The 19157-nt window shown below is 64.9% G+C and carries 17 protein-coding genes; 6 read left to right on the top strand and 11 right to left on the bottom strand.

Annotated elements, in window-relative coordinates; translation table 11 throughout:
* Positions 1-68: 68 nt before the first annotated feature.
* The gene (locus SIL87_RS06660) at positions 69-1337 is read left to right on the top strand and encodes a sodium:proton antiporter (RefSeq protein ID WP_319613403.1); all 1269 of its coding nucleotides are present in this window, start codon (positions 69-71) and stop codon (positions 1335-1337) included.
* Positions 1338-1354: 17 nt separating this feature from the next.
* Here the strand turns inward: SIL87_RS06660 and SIL87_RS06655 are convergent, their stop codons facing one another.
* The 11 genes from SIL87_RS06655 to SIL87_RS06605 form a co-directional block, all read right to left on the bottom strand.
* Entirely contained in the window at positions 1355-1795 is a 441-nt protein-coding gene (locus SIL87_RS06655; protein WP_319613402.1) for a DUF983 domain-containing protein, read from the bottom strand.
* A gap of 24 nt (positions 1796-1819) precedes the next feature.
* Entirely contained in the window at positions 1820-3163 is a 1344-nt protein-coding gene (locus SIL87_RS06650) for a sugar porter family MFS transporter (RefSeq protein WP_319613401.1), read from the bottom strand.
* 58 nt (positions 3164-3221) lie between these two features.
* Positions 3222-3875 carry a bifunctional 4-hydroxy-2-oxoglutarate aldolase/2-dehydro-3-deoxy-phosphogluconate aldolase gene (eda, locus tag SIL87_RS06645; protein ID WP_319613400.1) on the bottom strand — a complete coding sequence of 218 codons (654 nt, stop codon included), beginning with the start codon at positions 3873-3875 and terminating at the stop codon, positions 3222-3224.
* The gene (gene edd / locus SIL87_RS06640) at positions 3872-5686 is read right to left on the bottom strand and encodes a phosphogluconate dehydratase (RefSeq protein WP_319613399.1); all 1815 of its coding nucleotides are present in this window, start codon (positions 5684-5686) and stop codon (positions 3872-3874) included. Before edd ends, eda begins: the two co-directional genes overlap by 4 nt.
* A 27-nt stretch (positions 5687-5713) precedes the next feature.
* Positions 5714-7213 carry a glucose-6-phosphate dehydrogenase gene (zwf, locus tag SIL87_RS06635; protein WP_319613398.1) on the bottom strand — a complete coding sequence of 500 codons (1500 nt, stop codon included), beginning with the start codon at positions 7211-7213 and terminating at the stop codon, positions 5714-5716.
* Positions 7214-7296: 83 nt separating this feature from the next.
* Positions 7297-8064, bottom strand: coding sequence for an L-iditol 2-dehydrogenase (locus SIL87_RS06630; RefSeq protein WP_319613397.1), 768 nt, complete (start codon positions 8062-8064; stop codon positions 7297-7299).
* A gap of 10 nt (positions 8065-8074) precedes the next feature.
* Positions 8075-8848, bottom strand: coding sequence for an SDR family NAD(P)-dependent oxidoreductase (locus SIL87_RS06625; RefSeq protein ID WP_319613396.1), 774 nt, complete (start codon positions 8846-8848; stop codon positions 8075-8077).
* A 58-nt stretch (positions 8849-8906) separates the two neighbouring features.
* The gene (locus SIL87_RS06620) at positions 8907-10004 is read right to left on the bottom strand and encodes an ABC transporter ATP-binding protein (RefSeq protein WP_319613395.1); all 1098 of its coding nucleotides are present in this window, start codon (positions 10002-10004) and stop codon (positions 8907-8909) included.
* Between the two features lie 8 nt (positions 10005-10012).
* Entirely contained in the window at positions 10013-10834 is an 822-nt protein-coding gene (locus tag SIL87_RS06615) for a carbohydrate ABC transporter permease (RefSeq protein WP_319613394.1), read from the bottom strand.
* 4 nt (positions 10835-10838) lie between these two features.
* The gene (locus tag SIL87_RS06610) at positions 10839-11753 is read right to left on the bottom strand and encodes a carbohydrate ABC transporter permease (protein ID WP_319613393.1); all 915 of its coding nucleotides are present in this window, start codon (positions 11751-11753) and stop codon (positions 10839-10841) included.
* 66 nt (positions 11754-11819) lie between these two features.
* Positions 11820-13148 carry an ABC transporter substrate-binding protein gene (locus SIL87_RS06605; RefSeq protein WP_319613392.1) on the bottom strand — a complete coding sequence of 443 codons (1329 nt, stop codon included), beginning with the start codon at positions 13146-13148 and terminating at the stop codon, positions 11820-11822.
* A gap of 435 nt (positions 13149-13583) precedes the next feature.
* On the opposite strand from SIL87_RS06605, the gene SIL87_RS06600 reads away from it, so the two are divergent.
* The 5 genes from SIL87_RS06600 (at position 13584) to SIL87_RS06580 (ending at position 19147) form a co-directional block, all read left to right on the top strand.
* Positions 13584-14423 (top strand): DeoR family transcriptional regulator, encoded by an 840-nt coding sequence (locus SIL87_RS06600; RefSeq protein WP_319613391.1) that lies wholly within the window; start codon positions 13584-13586, stop codon positions 14421-14423.
* A gap of 36 nt (positions 14424-14459) precedes the next feature.
* Positions 14460-15407, top strand: a complete 948-nt coding sequence (locus tag SIL87_RS06595) for a sugar kinase (protein ID WP_319613390.1) — start codon at positions 14460-14462, stop codon at positions 15405-15407.
* A gap of 16 nt (positions 15408-15423) precedes the next feature.
* Positions 15424-17064 carry an FGGY-family carbohydrate kinase gene (locus SIL87_RS06590; RefSeq protein WP_319613389.1) on the top strand — a complete coding sequence of 547 codons (1641 nt, stop codon included), beginning with the start codon at positions 15424-15426 and terminating at the stop codon, positions 17062-17064.
* Positions 17065-17200: 136 nt separating this feature from the next.
* A complete protein-coding gene (locus SIL87_RS06585; protein WP_319613388.1) occupies positions 17201-18484 on the top strand; it encodes a phytanoyl-CoA dioxygenase family protein in 1284 nt (427 codons plus the stop codon).
* 6 nt (positions 18485-18490) lie between these two features.
* Entirely contained in the window at positions 18491-19147 is a 657-nt protein-coding gene (locus SIL87_RS06580) for a DUF1345 domain-containing protein (RefSeq protein ID WP_319613387.1), read from the top strand.
* The last annotated feature ends 10 nt before the right edge of the window (positions 19148-19157 follow it).

Below are 19157 nucleotides of genomic sequence, written 5' to 3'. Positions count from 1 at the left end.
AGCGCGCAAATCGTGAAGCCGGGCGGGGCGCAGAGCGGGCTTGCATTGCGGGTTGGCCGGATATGGTGATGGACAGCGTGCTTCCCATCCTCACGATGGTGCCCTTCGGCGGGACGCTGCTCAGCTTTGCGCTGCTGCCGGGGCTGGCGCCGCGTTTCTGGCATCGGAACATGGTGCGGATCAGCCTGGGATGGGTGGCGCTGGGGGTGGTGCTCGCAATTGCGGGTGCGGGGCCGGTGCGCGCGGCGAGCGGGTTGTGGGTTTCGACGGTGGTGGATTTTCTGCCGTTCATCGCGGTGCTGATGGCGCTTTATACGCTTGGCGGGGGGGTGCTGATTGCGGGCGGGCCGTGGGGACGGCCGGGCGGCAATGTGCTGCTGCTCGCGATCGGGACCGTGCTGGCGGGGGTGATGGGGACGATCGGCGCGGGGTTGCTGCTGATCCATCCGCTGCTGGCGTCGAACGCGGCACGGCCTGAGAAGCGGCATCTGGTGCTGGGGTTCATTATTCTCGTCGCCAACGCCGGGGGGGCGCTGAGCCCGCTCGGCGATCCGCCGCTGCTGATCGGGTTTCTGCGCGGGGTGCCGTTTTTCTGGCCGCTGCAGAATTTGACCGGGCCGCTGCTGGTGATCGCGCTGCCGGTGCTGGCGCTGACCTACGGGTATGACCGGTATCGCGCGGCGCGCGAGCCGGTGCCGGTGCGCCGAAAGCTGCGGATCAGGGGCGGGTTGAATATCGTGCTGCTGACCGGCTTCGTTGCGGCGATCGCGGCCTCGGGGGTAGTGCCGGGTCCGGAGATCGGGCTGGGGCCGGTGCGGATGCCGGCGGCGCAGATCGCGTTGACGCTGCTGGCCGGTGTGGTGGTCATGGTATCCGAGCGGATGACATCGCGGACGATCAGGGCGCGCAACCGGTTCGCGTGGGGGCCGATGCGGGAGATCGCGGTGTTGTTTTTTGCGATTTTCGCGACGATTCCGCCGGTATTAGGGGCGATTGCAACGGCTCCGCTGCCGAAGGACCCGTTGCTGTGGTTCTGGCTTTCCGGCGTGTGTTCGGCATTTCTCGACAGTGCGCCGACCTATCTGATTTTTTTCAATGCGGCGGGGGGCAGCGCGGCGGCGTTGATCCGCCCGCCGGCGGAACTGCTCACCGCGCTTTCGGCGGGGTCGGTGTTTTTCGGGGCGGTGACGTATCTCGGAAATGCGCCGAACCTGATGATCCGGGCGATCGCGGCGCGGCGCGGGGTGCGGATGCCGGGGTTTTTCGGGTATTTCGTTGCGGCGGCTCTGGTGCTGGTGCCGCTGTTTGTGGTGGAGAGCGCGGTGTTCTTTGGCTAGGCCGGGCTGCTGCCCGATCAGCCATCATGGGTCTCGCGGACCATGTTCAGTTTCATCATGACGGCGAGGACCACGCCCTTGATCGGGCGCTGGACCACGAGTTGGAGGAAGATCGCGAAGGGGATGAAGATCAGGAGCGAGGTCCGGTAGTCGAGATGGCCGTGGCGGTCCGACAGGATCAGGGCGATGCCGATGATCGCGAGGCCGATGACGATGGTGAGGTAGGGCGGCAGCGATTCGCAGGGCACGTCGCCCAGCGGGGCATCGCAGGACGGGCAGCGCGGGCGGATGTTGAACCAGTTGGCGAAGGCGGAGGCCTTGCCGCAGGAGGGACAGCGCATCAGCAGGCCGCGCCGGATGGCGGTGCCCCAGCCGGGCATGGTGAAGATGGGGGTGGCGGTGGGTTGGGTTTTGCGCTGCCAGCGGACCGGCCCCCGGTCATTCATCCGGTCGTTCATGGGCTGGACTCCGCGTTAAAAATGTCATGTCGCAAGTTTCGCGTCGCCTTCGAGGGCGGCTTCGATCTGTTCGAGGCTGCGGCCCTTGGTTTCGGGGACCAGGAACCAGGTGAAGACGATGGTGGCCAGGGTCATGGCCGCGTAGATCAGGAAGGTGGGGCCGCGCCCGAGGCCTTTGACGAGGTCGAGGAAGGTGATCGAGACCAGCATGTTGAAGCTCCAGTTCGCGATGGTCGCGAGCGACATGCCGCGACCGCGCACCGCGAGGGGGAAGATTTCGGCGATCAGCAGCCAGAAGACCGGGCCGAGGCCGATCGCGAAAAACGCGACATAGGCGGCGACCGAGAGGACGGTGACCAGAGCGAGACCGCCGTGCAGGCCGATCATGAAGGCGGCTGAGAGGATGAGGAGGGTGACCAGCATGCCCGCGAGGCCGAACAGCAGGAGTTTGCGGCGGCCCACGATATCGAGCAGGCGCATGGCGACAAGGGTCATGATGACGTTGACCGCGCCGACGCCGGCGGTGGCGAGGATCGAGATCGAGGCGGAGGGCAGGCCGGCTTTTTCGAAAATGGTGGGAGCGAAGTAGATGACGGTGTTGATGCCGGTGATCTGCTGGAAGATCGCGAGGCCGACGCCGATGATCAGGGGCTTGCGGGCGCGGGAGGTGAACAGGGCAGACCAGGGGGTGCGTTTGCCGGTGGTCGCGAGGTCCTGATGGAGATCGTGCATTTCATCGTCGATGTTGCCGCCGTCGCGGAGGTAGAGCAGGGCGCGCCGTGCCTCGTCGTCGCGGCCTTTGCCGGCGAGCCAGCGGGGGCTTTCGGGCAGGGTCAGCATGCCGATGAACAGGATGATGCCGGGGATGCACCCGACGCCGAGCATCCAGCGCCAGCCTTCGGGGCTGTGGGAGAGCAGGAAGCCGACGCCGTAGGACAGGACGATGCCGAGGGTGATGTAGAACTGGTTGATGGTGACGATGGCCCCGCGCTTGGCGGGCGGGGCGATCTCGGAGAGGTAGAGCGGGGTGAGCATCGAGGCGACGCCGATGCCGGCGCCGACCATGACGCGGCCCGCGAGCAAGGCGGCGACGCTCCAGGCGGCGGCGGAGAGCAGGGCGCCCGCGACGAAGATGAGGGCGGTGACGAGCAGGACCGGCCGGCGGCCGAACCGGTCGGAGAGCGTTCCGGCGAAGGCGGCACCGACCGCCGCGGCGGCGAGGGCGATGGCGACGACCACGCCCTGCATGGTCGCGCCCAGATGGAAGACGTGGCGGATGAACAGAAGCGCGCCGGAGATGACGCCGGTATCGTAGCCGAATAACAGGCCGCCCAGACCGGCGACGATGGCGATCAGGGTAAAGCGCATGGTTCGTCTCCTCTTGATCGTCCGCGTGCGGCGTTGGAGGAGAGATGGACCGGGCGGGTTATCGTTTCAATGCCGATGCGTCTGCTGCGAGTTTCGTGATGTGGGGCCAGTCGCCCCGGCGCATTGCATCGCTGGGGGTAAGCCAGGAGCCGCCGACGCAGATGACGTTGGCGAGGGCGAGGTAGGCCGGGGCATTGGCGGGAGTGATGCCGCCGGTGGGGCAGAAGCGGACATCGGTGATCGGCGCGCCGATCGATTTCAGCATCGGGATGCCGCCCGCGGGTTCGGCGGGGAAGAATTTCTGCAGGCGGTAGCCGGCTTCGAGCAGGTGCAGGACCTCGGTGGGGGTGGCGGCGCCGGGCAGGAACGGGGTGCGGCTGGCGGCGGCGGCTTCGAGGACGCTGGGGCTGGAACCGGGCGAGACCACGAATCGGGCACCGAGATCGGCGACCGCGCGATATTGTGCGGCGGTGAGCACGGTGCCGGCGCCGACCACCATGTCCGGCACCTCGGCGATCATTGCGGCCATGGCGGCCATCGCGGCTTCGGTCCGCAACGTGACTTCGACCACGCCGATGCCGCCTTCGAGCAAAGCGCGGGCGAGCGGGATCGCGTGGGAGACATCCTCGATGGTCAGGACCGGGACGACCGGGGAGATGGCGAGCAGGTCGGCCAGGGCGTTGGTGTTGTCGAGGGCGGTGGTGCTGGTCATGCGAAGACGCTCGCGCCGGTATCGGCCCCGGCGACGGCGGCGCGGAAGGCGCCGAACAATTCGCGGCCGACGCCGTGGTGGTTGGCCGAGAGGTCGATTTCGGGCAGGGGCCGGGCGGCGAATTCGGCGGGGTCGACCAGGACGGCGAGGGTGCCGGTGACACAGTCGAGCCGGATCATGTCGCCGTCGCGGATTTTGGCGAGCGGGCCGCCGCGCGCACATTCGGGGGTGACGTGGATGGCGGCGGGGATTTTGCCGGAGGCGCCGGACATCCGGCCATCGGTGACGAGACCGATTTTGAAGCCGAGATCCTGCAGCACGCCGAGTGGCGGGGTGAGTTTGTGCAGTTCCGGCATGCCGTTGGCGGTGGGGCCCTGATGGGTGACGACGGCGATGAAATCGCGGTGGAGGTCGCCGGATTTGAAGGCGGCCTGAAGCTCCTCCTGGCTGCGGAACACGAGGGCGGGGGCTTCGACGATGCGGTGTTCTGGCTTGACGGCGGAGATTTTCGCGACCGCCTCGCCGAGATTGCCGTGCATGATTTTCAGCCCGCCATCGCGGCTGAACGGGTCGGCGGCGTCGCGCAGGATGGACGTGTCGGCACTTTTGGCGGGGGCGGGTTTCCAGCGAAGCGCGCCGGCTTCGAGGGTGGGCTGGTCGCGGTAGGCTGCCATGCCGTCGTTGCTCCAGACGGTGCGGGCATCGCCGTGGAGGAGCCCGTGGTCGAGCAGGGAGGCGATCAGCACCGGCATGCCGCCGGCCTGCTGGAACTGGTTCACATCCGCCGGGCCGTTGGGGTAGATGCGGGTGAGCGAGGGCACCACGTCCGACAGGTCGGAGAAATCGTGCCAGTTGATGTGAATGCCGGCGGCGCGGGCCATGGCGACGAGGTGGATGGTGTGGTTGGTCGAACCGCCGGTGGCGAGCAGGCCGACCATGCCGTTGACCACCGCGCGTTCGTCGATCATTTCGCCGACGGGGGTGAAGGCGTTGCCGCGCGCGGTGATTTCGAGAATGCGGCGGGCTGCCGCCTCGGTCAGGGCATCGCGCAGGGGCGTGTTAGGATTGACGAAGGAGGCGCCGGGCAGATGCAGGCCCATGATTTCCATGAGCATCTGGTTGGAATTGGCGGTGCCGTAGAAAGTGCAGGTGCCGGGGCTGTGGTAGGACGCGGCTTCGGCTTCGAGCAGTTCGGCGCGACCGATCTTGCCTTCGGCGGCGAGCTGGCGGATGCGGGATTTTTCGGGGTTGGAAATGCCCGAGGGCATCGGGCCGGCGGGGACGAAGATCGACGGCAAGTGGCCGAAGCTGAGGGCGGCGATGACCAGGCCGGGGACGATTTTATCGCAGACGCCGAGCAGGAGCGCGCCGTCGAACACATCGTGCGAGAGGGCGATGGCGGTGGCCATGGCGATGACGTCCCGCGAGAAGAGCGAGAGTTCCATGCCTTCGCGGCCCTGGGTGACGCCATCGCACATGGCGGGGACGCCGCCGGCGACCTGGGCGATGCCGCCCGCGCTGCGGATCGCGGTTTTGATCAGGTCGGGGAAGCGTTCGAACGGCTGGTGGGCGGAGAGCATGTCGTTGAACGAGGTGACGATGGCGATGTTGGGTTTGTCGTCGCGCTTGAGATCGGCCTGATCGGCGGGCGGGCAGCCGGCGACGGCATGGGCGAGGTTGGCGCAGCCGACGGCGCTGCGATGGACGCCGCGCCTTGCGGCGGTTTCGATCCGGGCGAGGTAGGCGGCACGGCTCGCCGCGCTGCGCGCGCGGATCCGGTCGGTCACGCGGGCAATGTTCTCGTTCAGCATGGCGGTACCTCGCTTTCCAACATGATGTCAGTCACCGGGATAGTCGCCGGCCTGTTCGTCGAACCAAATGCGGCCATCGCGCACGATCATGGCGATGGCTTCGGAGGGTCCCCAGGTGCCGGCGGTGTAGAGTTTCGGGCGTTCGCCGGATTGTTTCCAGGCATCGAGGATGCTTTCGGTCCATTCCCAGGCGGCTTCGACCTCGTCGCGGCGCATGAACAGGGTGGCGTTGCCGCGCACCACGTCCATCAGCAGGCGTTCGTAGGCGTCGGGCAGGTGGCCCTTGAAGGTTTCGGCGAAGCTGAGGTTGAGCGGGGCGTTGCGCAGGCGCAGGCCGCCGGGGCCGGGTTCCTTGGTCCAGAGATGCAGACGGATGTGCTCGTTGGGCTGGACCCGGATGACGAGACGGTTGGGCTGGGCCTGATCGGAGCCGGTCGGGAAGATCCAGTAGGGGACGGGTTTGAACTGGATGACGATTTCCGAGACTTTCTCGGGCAGGCGCTTGCCGCTGCGCAAATAGAACGGCACGCCGGCCCAGCGCCAGTTTTTCACCTCGACCTTGAGGGCGGCGAAGGTTTCGGTGGTGGTGCCGGGGGCGATGTCCTTTTCCTCGGCATAGGCCTTGACCGGGCCGCCTTTGATGGCGCCGGCGCGGTACTGGCCGCGCACGGTTTTGGTGGAAATTTCGTTTTGCGTGATGGGGGCGAGGGATTTCAGGACCTTGATTTTTTCGTCGCGCACCGCCTCGCGTTCCAGGGTTGAGGGCGGTTCGATCGCGACGAGGCAGAGCAGCTGCATCAGGTGGTTCTGGATCATGTCGCGCATCGCGCCGGTATGGTCGTAATAGCCGCCGCGCTCTTCGACGCCGACGGTTTCGGCCACCGTGATCTGGACGTGGTCGATGCCGTTATGGTTCCAGACCGGCTCGAACAGGGAGTTGGCGAAGCGCAGGACCAGCAGGTTCTGCACGGTTTCCTTGCCGAGGTAGTGATCGATCCGGAAGATGTTGCGCTCCTCGAACACCGCGCCGACGCGGTCGTTGATTTCGCGGGCGGAGGCGAGATCGTGGCCGATCGGCTTTTCGAGGACGATGCGGGTTTCCGCGGTCTGGAGTTTGTGGGCGTGGATGTTGTCGGCGATGAGGCCGTAAAGCTCCGGCGAGGTCGCGAGGTAGAACACCCTTATGGCGCGCGGTTCGTGGTTCAGGAGCTTCGCGAGGTCGGGCCAGCCGCGTGCGGCGGTGGCGTCGCACGAGACGAAATGGAGCCGGTCGAGGAACCGCTTGAGGGCGGTTTTGTCCAGCGCGTCGGGTTCGACGAATTCCTCAAGGCTTTTCTGGACCAGGGTCTGGAAGGCCTTGCGGGTCATTTCGGCGCGGGCGGAGCCGATGATGCGCGAGGTTTCGGGCAACTGGCCGTCGAGGTCGCGATGATACAAAGCGGGCAGGAGCTTGCGTTTGGAAAGATCGCCGGTGCCGCCGAACACGATGTAATCGAAGGGCTCGATGGTCGGGTGGTTGAAATTCATGGAGTCAAACCTGTTTGCACTGCACAATCATATAGGCCCCTGCCCTGCCCGACTCAACTCAACTCGGTAATGTTCGGCGGGGTTCAGCTCATCCAGTTGCCGCCGTCGACGTTGAGGGTTTGCGCGACGACGTATTCGGCCTCGTCCGAGGCGAGGAAGATTGCGGCACCGACCAGATCTTCGGGCCTGCCCATGCGGCCATAGGGCACTGCGAGGCCAACCTGACGCTTTTTTTCGCCGAGCGGCAGGTTTTCGTAGCGGGCGAACAGGGCATCGACCTCGGCCCACATCGGGGTGTCGACCACGCCGGGGGCGATGCCGTTGACGCGGATGCCGTGGCGGATGAGGTCGAGCCCGGCGGATTGGGTGAGGCTGATCACCGCCGCCTTGCTCGCGCAATAGACGCCGACCAGCGCCTCCCCTCGCCTGCCGGCCTGCGAGGCCATGTTGACGATGCGGCCCCGTTTGCCCGCCGCGATCATCTGGTTCGCGATGGCCTGAAGGGTGAACAGCAGGCCTTTGACGTTCACCGCGAACACGCGGTCGTAGCTGGCTTCGGTGATGTCCGCGATCGGGGCGAGGTCGAAGATCGCGGCGTTGTTGACCAGAATGTCGAGCCCGCCGCGTTGCGCGGTGAAGGCGGCGAATTCGGCGATCGATGCCGATTTCGCGACATCGAGCGCGCAGGCGTGAGCGTTGGGGCCGAGGGCTTCGGCGGCTGCGGTCGCGGCCTCGATGGTGCGATCGGCGATGCAGACCGAGGCGCCTTCGGCGATGAAGCCGGCGGCCATCGCGCGGCCGATGCCGCCGGCGCCGCCGGTGATGGCGGCGTATTTTCCTGCGAGGCGCATGATGTTGTCCTTACCAGACGCAGTAGCCGCCATCGGCGAGCACGATCGAGCCGGTCATGAGGCTCGATGCGTCCGAGGCGAGGAAGTGGACGACCGAGGCGATCTCGTGGGTCTGGCCGACCCGGTGCATCGGCGTCATGTCGAGCCAGATGCGGTTGAGTTCGTCATCCTCCATGCCGAAGCGGGTCAGCGGCGTGTCGATATAGGTGGGGGCGACCGCGTTGACCCGGACGCCGCGATCGGCCCATTCGCCCGCGAGGGAGCGGGTGAGGTGATGCACCGCGGCTTTCGAGGCGTTGTAGAAACTCTGTTTCTGCGGCTTGTTGGAAATGAAGCCGGACATCGAGCCGATATTGACCACGACGCCGCTGCGGCGCGCGAGCATGGGCTTGCCGAAGGCGCGGGCGCAGTAGAACGTGCCGTTGAGGTTGACGTTGATGACGTCGAGCCAGTGTTCGTCGGTGGTGTCTTCGGCGGCGGTGCCGGAGCGGGCGATGCCGGCATTGTTGACCAGGATGTCGATGGAGCCGAGTTTTTCGTTCAACGCGGTCGCGGCGGCGTTGACCGCTGCGCTGTCGGTCACGTCGAGGACGATGCTTTCGGCGGAATAGCCGAGTTTGGCGAGGCTGGCCTTGCCTTCCTCGCAGACATTGGCGTCGCGGTCCGCGATGACGACGTAGGCACCGGCTTCGGCGAGGGCTGTCGAACAGGCGAGGCCGATGGCGCGGCCACCGCCGGTGACGACGGCGTTACGGCCTTTGAGACTGAATTTTTCGAGATACATCTTTAGTCCTCTGGGTTGGTCCACTGGATTGGTCTTCTGGCGATCTGGCAGTCTTCAGTCAGTGAAGATGGAACTCCCGCCGAAGCAGGGCTTTGCCGTCCGGTCCGAACAGGAGCGAGCGGTCGCCGCGCGGGGCGAGGGTGACGGCATCGCCCATGCGGACACCCGCGAGATCGTCGGCCTTGACGATCAGGAGGCGGCCATCTGGGCGTTTGACGTAGACGAGGGTTTCGTTGCCGAGATGCTCGACGAAATCGGCGACGCCGCCGATCGGGCCGTCTGTCACCAAGGCCGTGTGCTCGGGGCGCATGCCGACGGTCACGCGGGTGCCGGGGGCGACGTTGACGCGGTCGGCGACGAGGGTGACGCTGCCGGCATCGTCGAGCGTGACATCGACGTGCCGGTCGTCCCGCGCGGTGACGACACCTTCGAGCAGGTTCATTTTCGGCGAGCCGATGAAGCCGGCGACGAAGAGGTTGGCGGGGTTGTTGTAAAGTTCGAGCGGGCTGCCGACCTGCTCGATGATGCCGGCGTTGAGCACCACGATGCGATCGGCCATGGTCATCGCTTCGATCTGGTCGTGGGTGACGTAGATCATGGTGGTCTGGAGCTGCTTGTTCAGCTTGACCAGCTCGGTGCGCATCTGCACGCGCAGCGCGGCATCGAGGTTCGAGAGCGGTTCGTCGAACAGGAAGCCCTTGGGGTTGCGCACGATGGCGCGCCCGATCGCGACGCGCTGGCGCTGGCCGCCGGACAGGGCTTTGGGGCGGCGGTCCAGCACCTTGTCGAGTTGCAGCATGGCGGCGGCGTGGGCGACCTTGGCCTTGATTTCATCGCGCGGGACTTTCGCCATTTTGAGGGCGAACCCCATGTTGTCGGCGACCGTCATGTGCGGGTAGAGCGCGTAGGTCTGGAACACCATGGCGAGGCCGCGCTTGTCGGGCGGGATGTCGTTCGCGCGGACGCCGTCGATGCTGAAATCGCCGCCGGTGATTTCCTCAAGCCCCGCGATCATGCGGAGCAGGGTGGTTTTGCCGCAGCCGGAGGGGCCGACGAAGACGACGAATTCGCGGTCGTCGATGGAAAGATCGACGCCCTTGATCGCGTGGAAGGTTTCGTAGCGCTTTTCGACGTTCTGCAGGATGAGTTTGGCCATTATTCCCTCTATTTCACGGCGCCGAAGGTGAGGCCGCGCACGAGACGCCGTTGCGTCAGGCTGCCGAAGATCAGGATAGGGGCGACCGCGAGGACCGAGGCCGCCGAGAGTTTGGCCCAGAACAGGCCCTCGGGCGCGGAGAAGCGCGCGATATAGGCGGCGAGCGTGCCGGCATGCGAGGCGGTGACGTTGATGCTCCAGAACGCCTCGTTCCACGAGAGGATGATCGCGAGCAGGGCGGTCGAAGCGATGCCCGGGCCGGAGAGCGGCAGCAGCAGATGCCACATCTGCTGGCGCGGGCCGATGCCGTCGACCCGTGCGGCTTCGAGGATTTCGCCGGGGATTTCCTTGAAGAAGGAATAGAGCATCCAGACCACGATCGGCAGGTTCATCAGCATATCGATGGCGACGAGGCCGGTGCGGGTGTCGAGCAGGCCGATGGTTTTCAGGCCGAGATAGATCGGCATCAGGACGCCGACCGCGGGCAGCATTTTGGTCGAGAGCATCCACATCAGGGTGAATTCGGTGCGTTTGCCGGGGAAGAAGGCGAGCGCGTAGGCCGCCGGGAAGGCGATGGCGATGGCGAGGATGGTGGAGCCGACGCTGACGATGACGCTGTTGAGCGCGAACAGCAGATAGCCCGCATTGGTGGTGGCATCGATGAAGCTGGTGAGGGTGGGCCTGAACAGGATCAGCGGCGGGATCGCGATGGCCTGGCCTTCGGTTTTGAAGGCGGTGACGATCATCCACAGGATCGGGAAGAACATGATCAGGGCGGCGATCCAGGCGAGGATGCCGAAGACGATGCGGTTGGCGACCGAGGGTTTCATCGCGCTAGGCCTGCAGGTTGCGCGAGACGGCGCGGATGAGGAAGACGGCGAGGATGTTGGCGAGCACGATGGCGAAGACGCCCGCCGCCGAGGCGCTGCCGATCGAGAAATCGTTCAGGGCCTTGATGAAGATGAGGTAGGTGAGCGTGGTGGTGGCATCGCCCGGGCCGCCGTTGGTGGTGGTGTAGATCACCGCGAAGGCCGAGAGCAGGAAGATCGATTCCAGCATGATGACGATGGAGATCGGGCGCAGGAGATGCGGCAGGACGATGTAGCGCAGGCGGGCGAAGCCCTTGGCACCGTCCATCCGCGCGGCTTCGAGCTGGTCGGTGTCGAGCGATTGCAGGGCGGTGAGCAGGATCAGGGTCGCGAAGGGAATCCAGCGCCAGGAATAGATGATGATGACCGAGGTCATCGGCGCGACGCTGAACCAGGCGATCGGGTGCAGTCCCGCAAGGGTCATGAACCAGCCGAACAGGCCGCTGACCGGGTCGAGCAGGAGGTTTTTCCAGATCAGTGCCGCGACCGGGGACATGACGAAGAAGGGCGCGATCGCCAGCAGGCGGGCGACGCTTTGGCCGGGGAAATCGTTGTTGAGCAGCAGGGCGATGAGGGTGCCGAACACGATGGAGGCGGCGAGGACGCCGATGACGAGGACGACACTGTTTTTGATCGCGATCCAGGTCGAGGGGTCGGTGAACAGATAGCGGTAGTTGAGGCCGCCGTTGAAGGTGGCGGGCGGGGTCATGAGGTCGTAGTGCTGGAAGGAATACAACAGGGTGCGCAGCAGGGGCAGCACCGACCAGAGCAGCAGCACGATGATCGCGGGCAGGAGCATCGGCAGGGTGTTGACCTGCCGTGATCCGCGCGTGGCTGCCGGCGGGGCGGTTGCCTTGAGTGTTGCGCTACCCTGATCCATCGCTGCGTCCTTCACTTGTGAAGCGGCGTTAGGCGGGGAGTGCGCCGCACTCCCCGTTACTGCCGATCAGTGGTAGCCGGCTTCCTTCATGGTGCGGGTGGTGGCCGCCTGGGCCTGGGCCAGTGCCGCATCGACCGATTTCTGGCCGGAAAGAGCCGCGGCGAGCTGCTGGCCGACTTCGGTGCCGATGCCTTCGAATTGCGGGATCGCGACGAACTGCACGCCGGTATAGGGCACTTTTTTCAGGGTCGGATCGGTCGGGTCGGCGGTCAGGATCGCGTGCTTGACCATCGCCGCGAAGGGAGCGGCCTTGATGTAGTTGGGGTTGGTGTAGGTCGAGATGCGCGTGCCGGGCGGGGTCTGGACCCAGCCGAAGGTTTTACCGGCAAGGGCGAGGTATTGCTTCGAGGTCGCCCATTCGAGGAACTTCATGGCATCCGCCTTGTGGCGGGTGGTTTTGGGAATGGCGAGCGACCAGGCCCAGAGCCAGTGCGATCCCTTCGGCGTGACGGCGACCGGGGCATCGACCATGCCGACGTCATGCGCGACTTTCGAGGTTTTCGGGTCCCACAGCGTGCCGGCGGCGACTGTGCTGTCGATCCACATGCCGCATTTGCCCTGGCTGAACAGCGCGAGATTTTCGGTGAAGCCGTTCGAGGTCACGTTGGGCGGGCCGTATTTCTTTTCGATGTTGACGTAGTAGTTGGCCGCGTTCTTCCAGGCCGCGCTATCGAGCCGGGGCTGCCATTTCATGTTGAACCAGCGGCCGCCGAACGTGTTCACCAGCGTATCGAAATACGCCATGTTCTCGCCCCAGCCGGGCAGGCCGCGCAGGCAGATGCCGTAGACGCCCTTGGCGGGGTCGTTGATTTTTGCGGCGTACTGCTCGATTTCCTTGTAGGTCGGGTGCTTGGGCATGGTGATGCCGGCTTTTTTGAACAGGTCGGTGCGGTAATAGGTGACCGAGCTCTCCGCGTAGAACGGCAAGGCATAGAGGGTGCCCTTGTAGGACAGGCCCTTGCGCACCGAGGGGAAGATGTCGGCTTCGTCGTAGCTTGCCGGGAGGCCCTTGATCGGGGTCAGCCAGTTGCTCTTGCCCCAGATCGGCACTTCGTAGGAGCCGACTGTGACGATGTCGAAATTGCCGGAATTGGTTGCGATGTCGGTGGTGACGCGCTGGCGGAGGGTGTTTTCGGGCAGGACCACCCAGTCGAGCTTGATGCCGGTTTCCTTGGTGAATTGCGGCGAGAGTTTCTGCATCTGCAGCATGTCCGGATTGTTCACCGTCGCGATCGTGAGCGTGGTGGCGCTGGCAAAGCCCATGGCGCCGAACAGGCCGGCGGCGATGCCGCCGAGGGCGAGGATTCCGCGTTTGCGGAGGCGGTGGGTGGTCATCAAGTCGATCTCCCCTTGCGAATTATGGTTCGGTACGGTTTTCGGCGGCATCCGGCCCGCGCCGCGTGGCGCTGACGGCCTCGCGCCGGAGGGCGCATTCGAGGCGCAGATAATGACTGCGCGAGGTGGACCCTGAGGGGTCGTTTCGAATGAAGGGAACGCCGACCGACCCGGCACCTTGTTGTGCGTGATCGGGAGTTCGGTGGTTTCCTCGCATTCGTCGGGCACGGCTGGGCCGCGTCTTGTGAATCGCAGGTAGCTGACTTTCGTTTGGAAAGTCAATCAGAAATTTATATGCCGATTTTGGGATGATTCGGGAGGATTTTGGGCGATTGCGGCGGCGGGGCGGGCATGGTTTGCTTTCGTTTCGAAACCTATGGACTTCACTGTCAATCGCTGGCATCGATGGGTGATGGTTCGTCCGGGACGAAAAAGATGACAATCGGTGCGAAAAGCGCCGCCTTGCAGCGCCGGCTGAAAATCGCCGACTGGATCCGCCAGCACGGGCAGATGCGGGTGGATGAGTTGAGCGCGGCGCTGATGGTCTCCGAAGTCACGATCAGGAGCGATCTGACCTATCTGGAGGAGCAGGGGCTGATCGTTCGCAGTTTCGGCAAGGCGATTGCCGCCAAGACCCCGACCCCGCGCGACCGGCCTGCCGGGATTTCGTTGACCAAGGCGCTGATCGTGCCGATGCTGCGGCGGGCGCAGGGGTTGATCGGGGCGGACCAGACCGTGCTGATCGGGCCGGGGGTGCTGGCGACGCAGATTATTCCGTGGCTCGCCGATATTCCGGGGATTGCCGTGCTGCTCACCAGCGTCGAGGCGATCGCGTTGGCGCGGACCTGCCTCGATGCCCGGATTTACTGCCTGGGCGGCGAGATCGGGGCCGAGACCGGGAGTTTCGATGGCAGCACGGCGCTGCGGGGGCTCGATCATTATCCGCTGGGGTGGGCGGTGCTCGATGCCGATGCGCTGTCAGCCGATGCGGCGCTGCTGCTCGCGTCGAAATCGGCGGAGCGATTGAGCGAGGCGGCGGTGCGGCGGGCGGGGCGGAGCATTGCGCTGGTGGGCAACCCGGCATTGTCGCTGGAGCGGCGGGCGGCGCAGATTGCGCTTTCGGCGGTGACCGATGTGATTTTGCCGGGACCGCCCAGCAATCGGGCGCGGGATATACTGCTCGGGGCCGGGTTTCGGCCGATCGAGAGCGAGCTTGGCGGCGAGGCGCATTTTTCGAGCCACGCGCGCAGTGTGGCGCGGCAGTTGCATGGTTGAGGGGCGCGATACGGGCCGGTCCGGAGTGGGCGTGCCATGACCGGCATGATCCTGACCATGGGGGAGATTCTGGTCGATATCCTCGCCGAGGATCGCGGCCAGGGATTTCATGAGCCGGGGCGGTTGCTTGGGCCGTTTCCGGGCGGGGCGCCGGCGACGTTCATTGCGCAGGCGGCACGGCTTGGGGCGGATGCCGGGATTATTTCCTGCGTCGGGGATGACGATTTCGGCTGGCTGTGCATCGACCGGCTGAAGCGCGAGGGGGTCGATGTCAGTGCCGTGCGGGTCGATCCCGATCAGGTGACCGCGAGTGCTTTCGTGCGGTATCGTGAGGATGGCGACCGGGATTTCGTGTTCAACCTCAAGCGCAGCGCGGCCGGGCAGATCTGCATCGATGCCGTGGCGCGCGGGATGCTGGCGCAATGCGCGCATTTTCACATCATGGGGACGTCGCTGTTCTCGTTTCATATTATCGATGAAATGAAAAAGGCGATCGAACTGGCCAAGGCCAACGGGGCGGTGATTTCGTTCGACCCGAATATCCGCAAGGAAATGCTGATGATTCCCGAAATGCGGGCGGGACTCGAATTCATGCTCGGCTACACCGACATTTTCATGCCCTCGGGTGGCGAGATTCTGCTGCCGACCGAGGCGAAATCGGAGCGCGCGGCGATCGAGGAGTTGCTCGACATCGGCATCCGGATGATCGTGATCAAGCGCAGCCGCAAGGGGGTCAGTTTTCGCAGCCGGACCGAGAGTTTCGACCTGCCGGCGTTTCCGATCGAGGAGGCCGATCCGACCGGGGCGGGGGATTGTTTCGGGGCGGCGTTCGTGACCTGCCTGCTCAACGGCATGCCGACCCGCGAGGCGCTGACCTATGCCAATGCTGCCGGGGCGCAGGCGGTGAGCCGCAAGGGGGGGATGGAGGGGATCGCCGATTTCGCCGGGCTCGATCGGTTCATTGCCGCGGCATCGACCAAATGAAACGGAAGGTCAGGCCATGACGGATCGGGCGCGGGACGCGGTCATTGGTGTCGATGTCGGGACCGGGAGCGCGCGGGCGGGGGTGTTCGGCCTCGATGGCCGCCGGCTCGGCAGTGCCGTGCGGCCGATCCGGAGCTGGCGGCCGCAACCTGATTTCATCCAGCAGTCGAGCGAGGATATCTGGGCGGCGGTGGGCGACGCCGTGCGTGGCGCGTTGGAGGCGGCGGGATCGGGTATTTCTGTGCGCGGCATCGGGTTCGATGCGACGTGTTCGCTGGTGGTGCTCGATGCGGAGGGCGGGCCGCTCAGTGTCGATCCCGGCGGAGATCCGGCGCAGGACGTCATTCTCTGGGCCGATCATCGGGCCGGTGCCGAGGCTGACGAGATCACTGCGGGCGATCATGCGGTGCTGCGCTATGTGGGCGGGCGGATCTCGCTGGAGATGCAGATGCCGAAGCTGCTCTGGCTGAAGCGGCATGCCCCGGAGACGTGGCGCCGGGCCGGATATTTTTTCGACCTGCCGGATTATCTGACGTTTCGGGCGACGGGTGTGACCGCGCGGTCCCTGTGTTCGACCGTCTGCAAATGGACCTATCTGGGGCATGAGGGGCGGTGGGACGGCGATTTTCTGCGGGCGATCGGGCTCGGCGAGTTGGTTGATGAAGGGTTCGCGCGGATCGGCACCGAGATTTTACCGATCGGCGCGCCGATCGGGCAGGGGCTGAGCGATGCGGCAGCGGCGGCATTCGGGCTGCGGGCGGGGATTGCGGTGGGGGTTTCGGCGATCGATGCCCATGCCGGCGGGATCGGGGTGATCGGGGCCGCGCTCGATGGGGTGGCACCGGATGGCGCGGGGTTGCGCGCGCGGCTTGCGCTGATCGGGGGGACGTCGTCATGCCATATGGCGGTGGCGCCGGAGGCCGCGTTCATTCCCGGCGTGTGGGGGCCCTATTTCGATGCGATGATTCCGGGGTTCTGGCTGAACGAGGGTGGGCAGTCGGCGACCGGCGCGCTGGTCGATCATGTCGTGACGACCCATGCCGCCTATGGCGAGGTGGCGCGGCGCGCCGAGGCCTCGGGTCAGACGATCTATCAGGTGCTCAATGCGGTCCTCGACGATCTGGCGGGGGCGGATGGGGTGGCGATGCTGACCGCGGATTTGCACGTGATGCCGGATTTTCATGGCAATCGGTCGCCGCATGCGGATGCGACGCTGCGGGGCATGATCAGCGGGTTGCCGCTTTCGGCTTCGATCGAGGATTGCGCTCGCCTGTATCTCGCGACGATCCAGGGGATTGCCTATGGCACACGCCAGATCATCGAGACGATGAACGATCAGGGCTATGCGATCGATACGATCTGGTTGACCGGGGGCGGCAGCAAGAATCCGGTGTTTCTGCGCGCGCATGCCGATGCGACGTCGTGCCGGCTGATGTTGCCGGACGAACCGGAGGCGGTGCTGCTCGGGGCCGCGATACTGGGTTCGGTGGCCGGCCGGGTTTATCCGGACGTGCGGGGCGCGATGGCGGCGATGACGCGGGCGGGGACCGTGATCGAGCCTGATCGGGGCGTGCGGGCTTATCACGATCGGAAATATCGGGTTTTTCGGCGGATGCACGCCGACCAGATGGCCTATCGCGCGCTGATGGGGTCGTGAACGCGTTGTTTTTGCGTTGCACGGGGTGGTGGAACTTGATAGCGTTGAAAAGTCTCTTATTCGGGATTTAATTGTTTTTTTCAACGCGCCGTTATCTGGTGTTTTTTGACCTGATAACGCATTCGAAAGGATTGTCGTGAGCCAGGCTTCCGAGACGATTGACGACGTTGCGGCCACAGCAGCGGAGGCCGGGGTCGGCGCCGAAGCCGGAGGCGATGATAATTTCGACGAGGATTATTATCTCGCGGTCAATCCCGACGTGCTCGATGGGATCGCCGCCGGCTATTTCGTCGATGGTTATCATCACTATCGGCTCCATGGCCGCGACGAGGGCCGGATGTGCGCGCCGCTGTTCGATGCGGCATGGTATGGGCGGGTCTATCCGATGGTGGCGATGGACATCGAACGGGGCCGGGCCACCGATCATTGGGATCACTGGCGGCGGATCGGGCGTTACCGGGGCTACCTGCCCAACCCGGCGGCACCGCGACCGGAAAATCCCTCGCGGGTGCGTGCGCGGTTCGGCGGGTTGTGGACCGATGCGCCCGACGCCGCGGATGTGATCGCCGGGCGGCATTCGATCGGCACCTTGTCTGATCGCAACGCCGAACTGCTGACTGGATGGATCAAAGATGGGTATGTAATCCTACCGGGAGCGATACCGGCCCATCTGCTCGACGCGGCCGGGACCGATCTCGACCGGGCCTATCAGGGCGGGTTCGCCGCCCTGATGTTCCAGTGCCTGAGCCTGAATCCGAACGATATCTTCTGGCGGCCGGACATCAATGCGAAACCGGCCAAGGCGCTGGATCTGCACTGGCATTCCGAGGCGATCAGGGACCTGATTTTCGCTCCCGCGATCGTTGAATTCCTGCATCTGATATTCGAACGCAAGCCGCTGGCGTCGCAGAGCCTGGGGTTTCTGCGTGGATCGGGTCAGCCGGCGCATCAGGATACCGCCTACGTGGTCTATTCCCATGCACGGCGCTTTGCCGCCTCGTGGATTGCGCTGGAGGATGTGACCGAAGGTGCGGGGGAACTGCTTTACTACCCGGGCAGCCATGAGTTTCCTGATTTCGTCTACGGGGAGCGCTACAAGAGCCTGCACGAGGCGATGCGGATGAATGTCGCGGGCGGCAATTCCTTGCGCGACGCCGAAGAGCAGCATGGCCAAGGCCTGATCAGGCAGGCGGAGCATCGTCGCATGGCTGAGCACCGGTTGCTTGCGAAAGCCGGAGACGTTCTGATCTGGCATGCCGATCTGGCGCATGGCGGCAAGCCGATTTCGAATAACGCGACGAGGCGCAGCGTGGTGACCCATTACTGTCCCGCTGATGTCGCGCCGCTGTCGTTCGAGGCGGGAAAATCCGCGATCCGTGCCCATGGCGAGGCTGGTTATTACAGCACGGTCGTTTATTAGGAGTTTATGCCGCGTCATAGTCTTCCCATACGAATCGTTCTTGGTCGCCCCCGGCTGTTTTCCGCTTTAGCGTGCGGCGTTATCGCCTATCCATTTCTGCCGCAGGATTTGTCGCTGGCGACCCGGCTGGCGCTGAGCTGGGATATTCTCGTTGCGGCGTTCCTGATTTTCGCGGCGGTGCATTTCACCCAGGCCGACCACACGCGGATTGCTGCGGATGCCGCGCGCCAGGAGGAAGGCGAGTGGACGCTGTTTGCCCTGACCATCATCGGGGCGATCATGAGTTTCACCGCGATCGTGATTTTTTCCGGTCTTGCCAAGGCGAAGGAACATCACGGGGAATACGTGGCGCTGGTCGGTCTGACCCTTGCGGCCTCATGGCTGATGACGCAGGTGACCTTCGCGTATCGTTATGCCCACGAATTCTACGCTTGTACTGATGGCGGGCCGGATGGCGGGTTGAATTTTCCCGGGGAGGATTCACCCGATTATCTGGATTTCATTTATTTCTCGTTCGTTCTCGGTATGACCTTTCAGGTTTCGGATGTCGATATCACGGGCCGCAAGATGCGGCGGCTCGCGACATTGCAGGGATTGATCGGATATATGTTCAATACCGTTGTGCTGGCGCTCACGATCAATATTGCCGCCGGCATTTTTTAGGATGGGAATC

Origin of the sequence: Acidiphilium acidophilum (assembly GCF_033842475.1) — a bacterium.
Lineage (GTDB): Bacteria > Pseudomonadota > Alphaproteobacteria > Acetobacterales > Acetobacteraceae > Acidiphilium > Acidiphilium acidophilum.
Note: the sequence above shows the minus strand (reverse complement) of the source record. Positions and strands in the feature narration are given on the sequence as shown.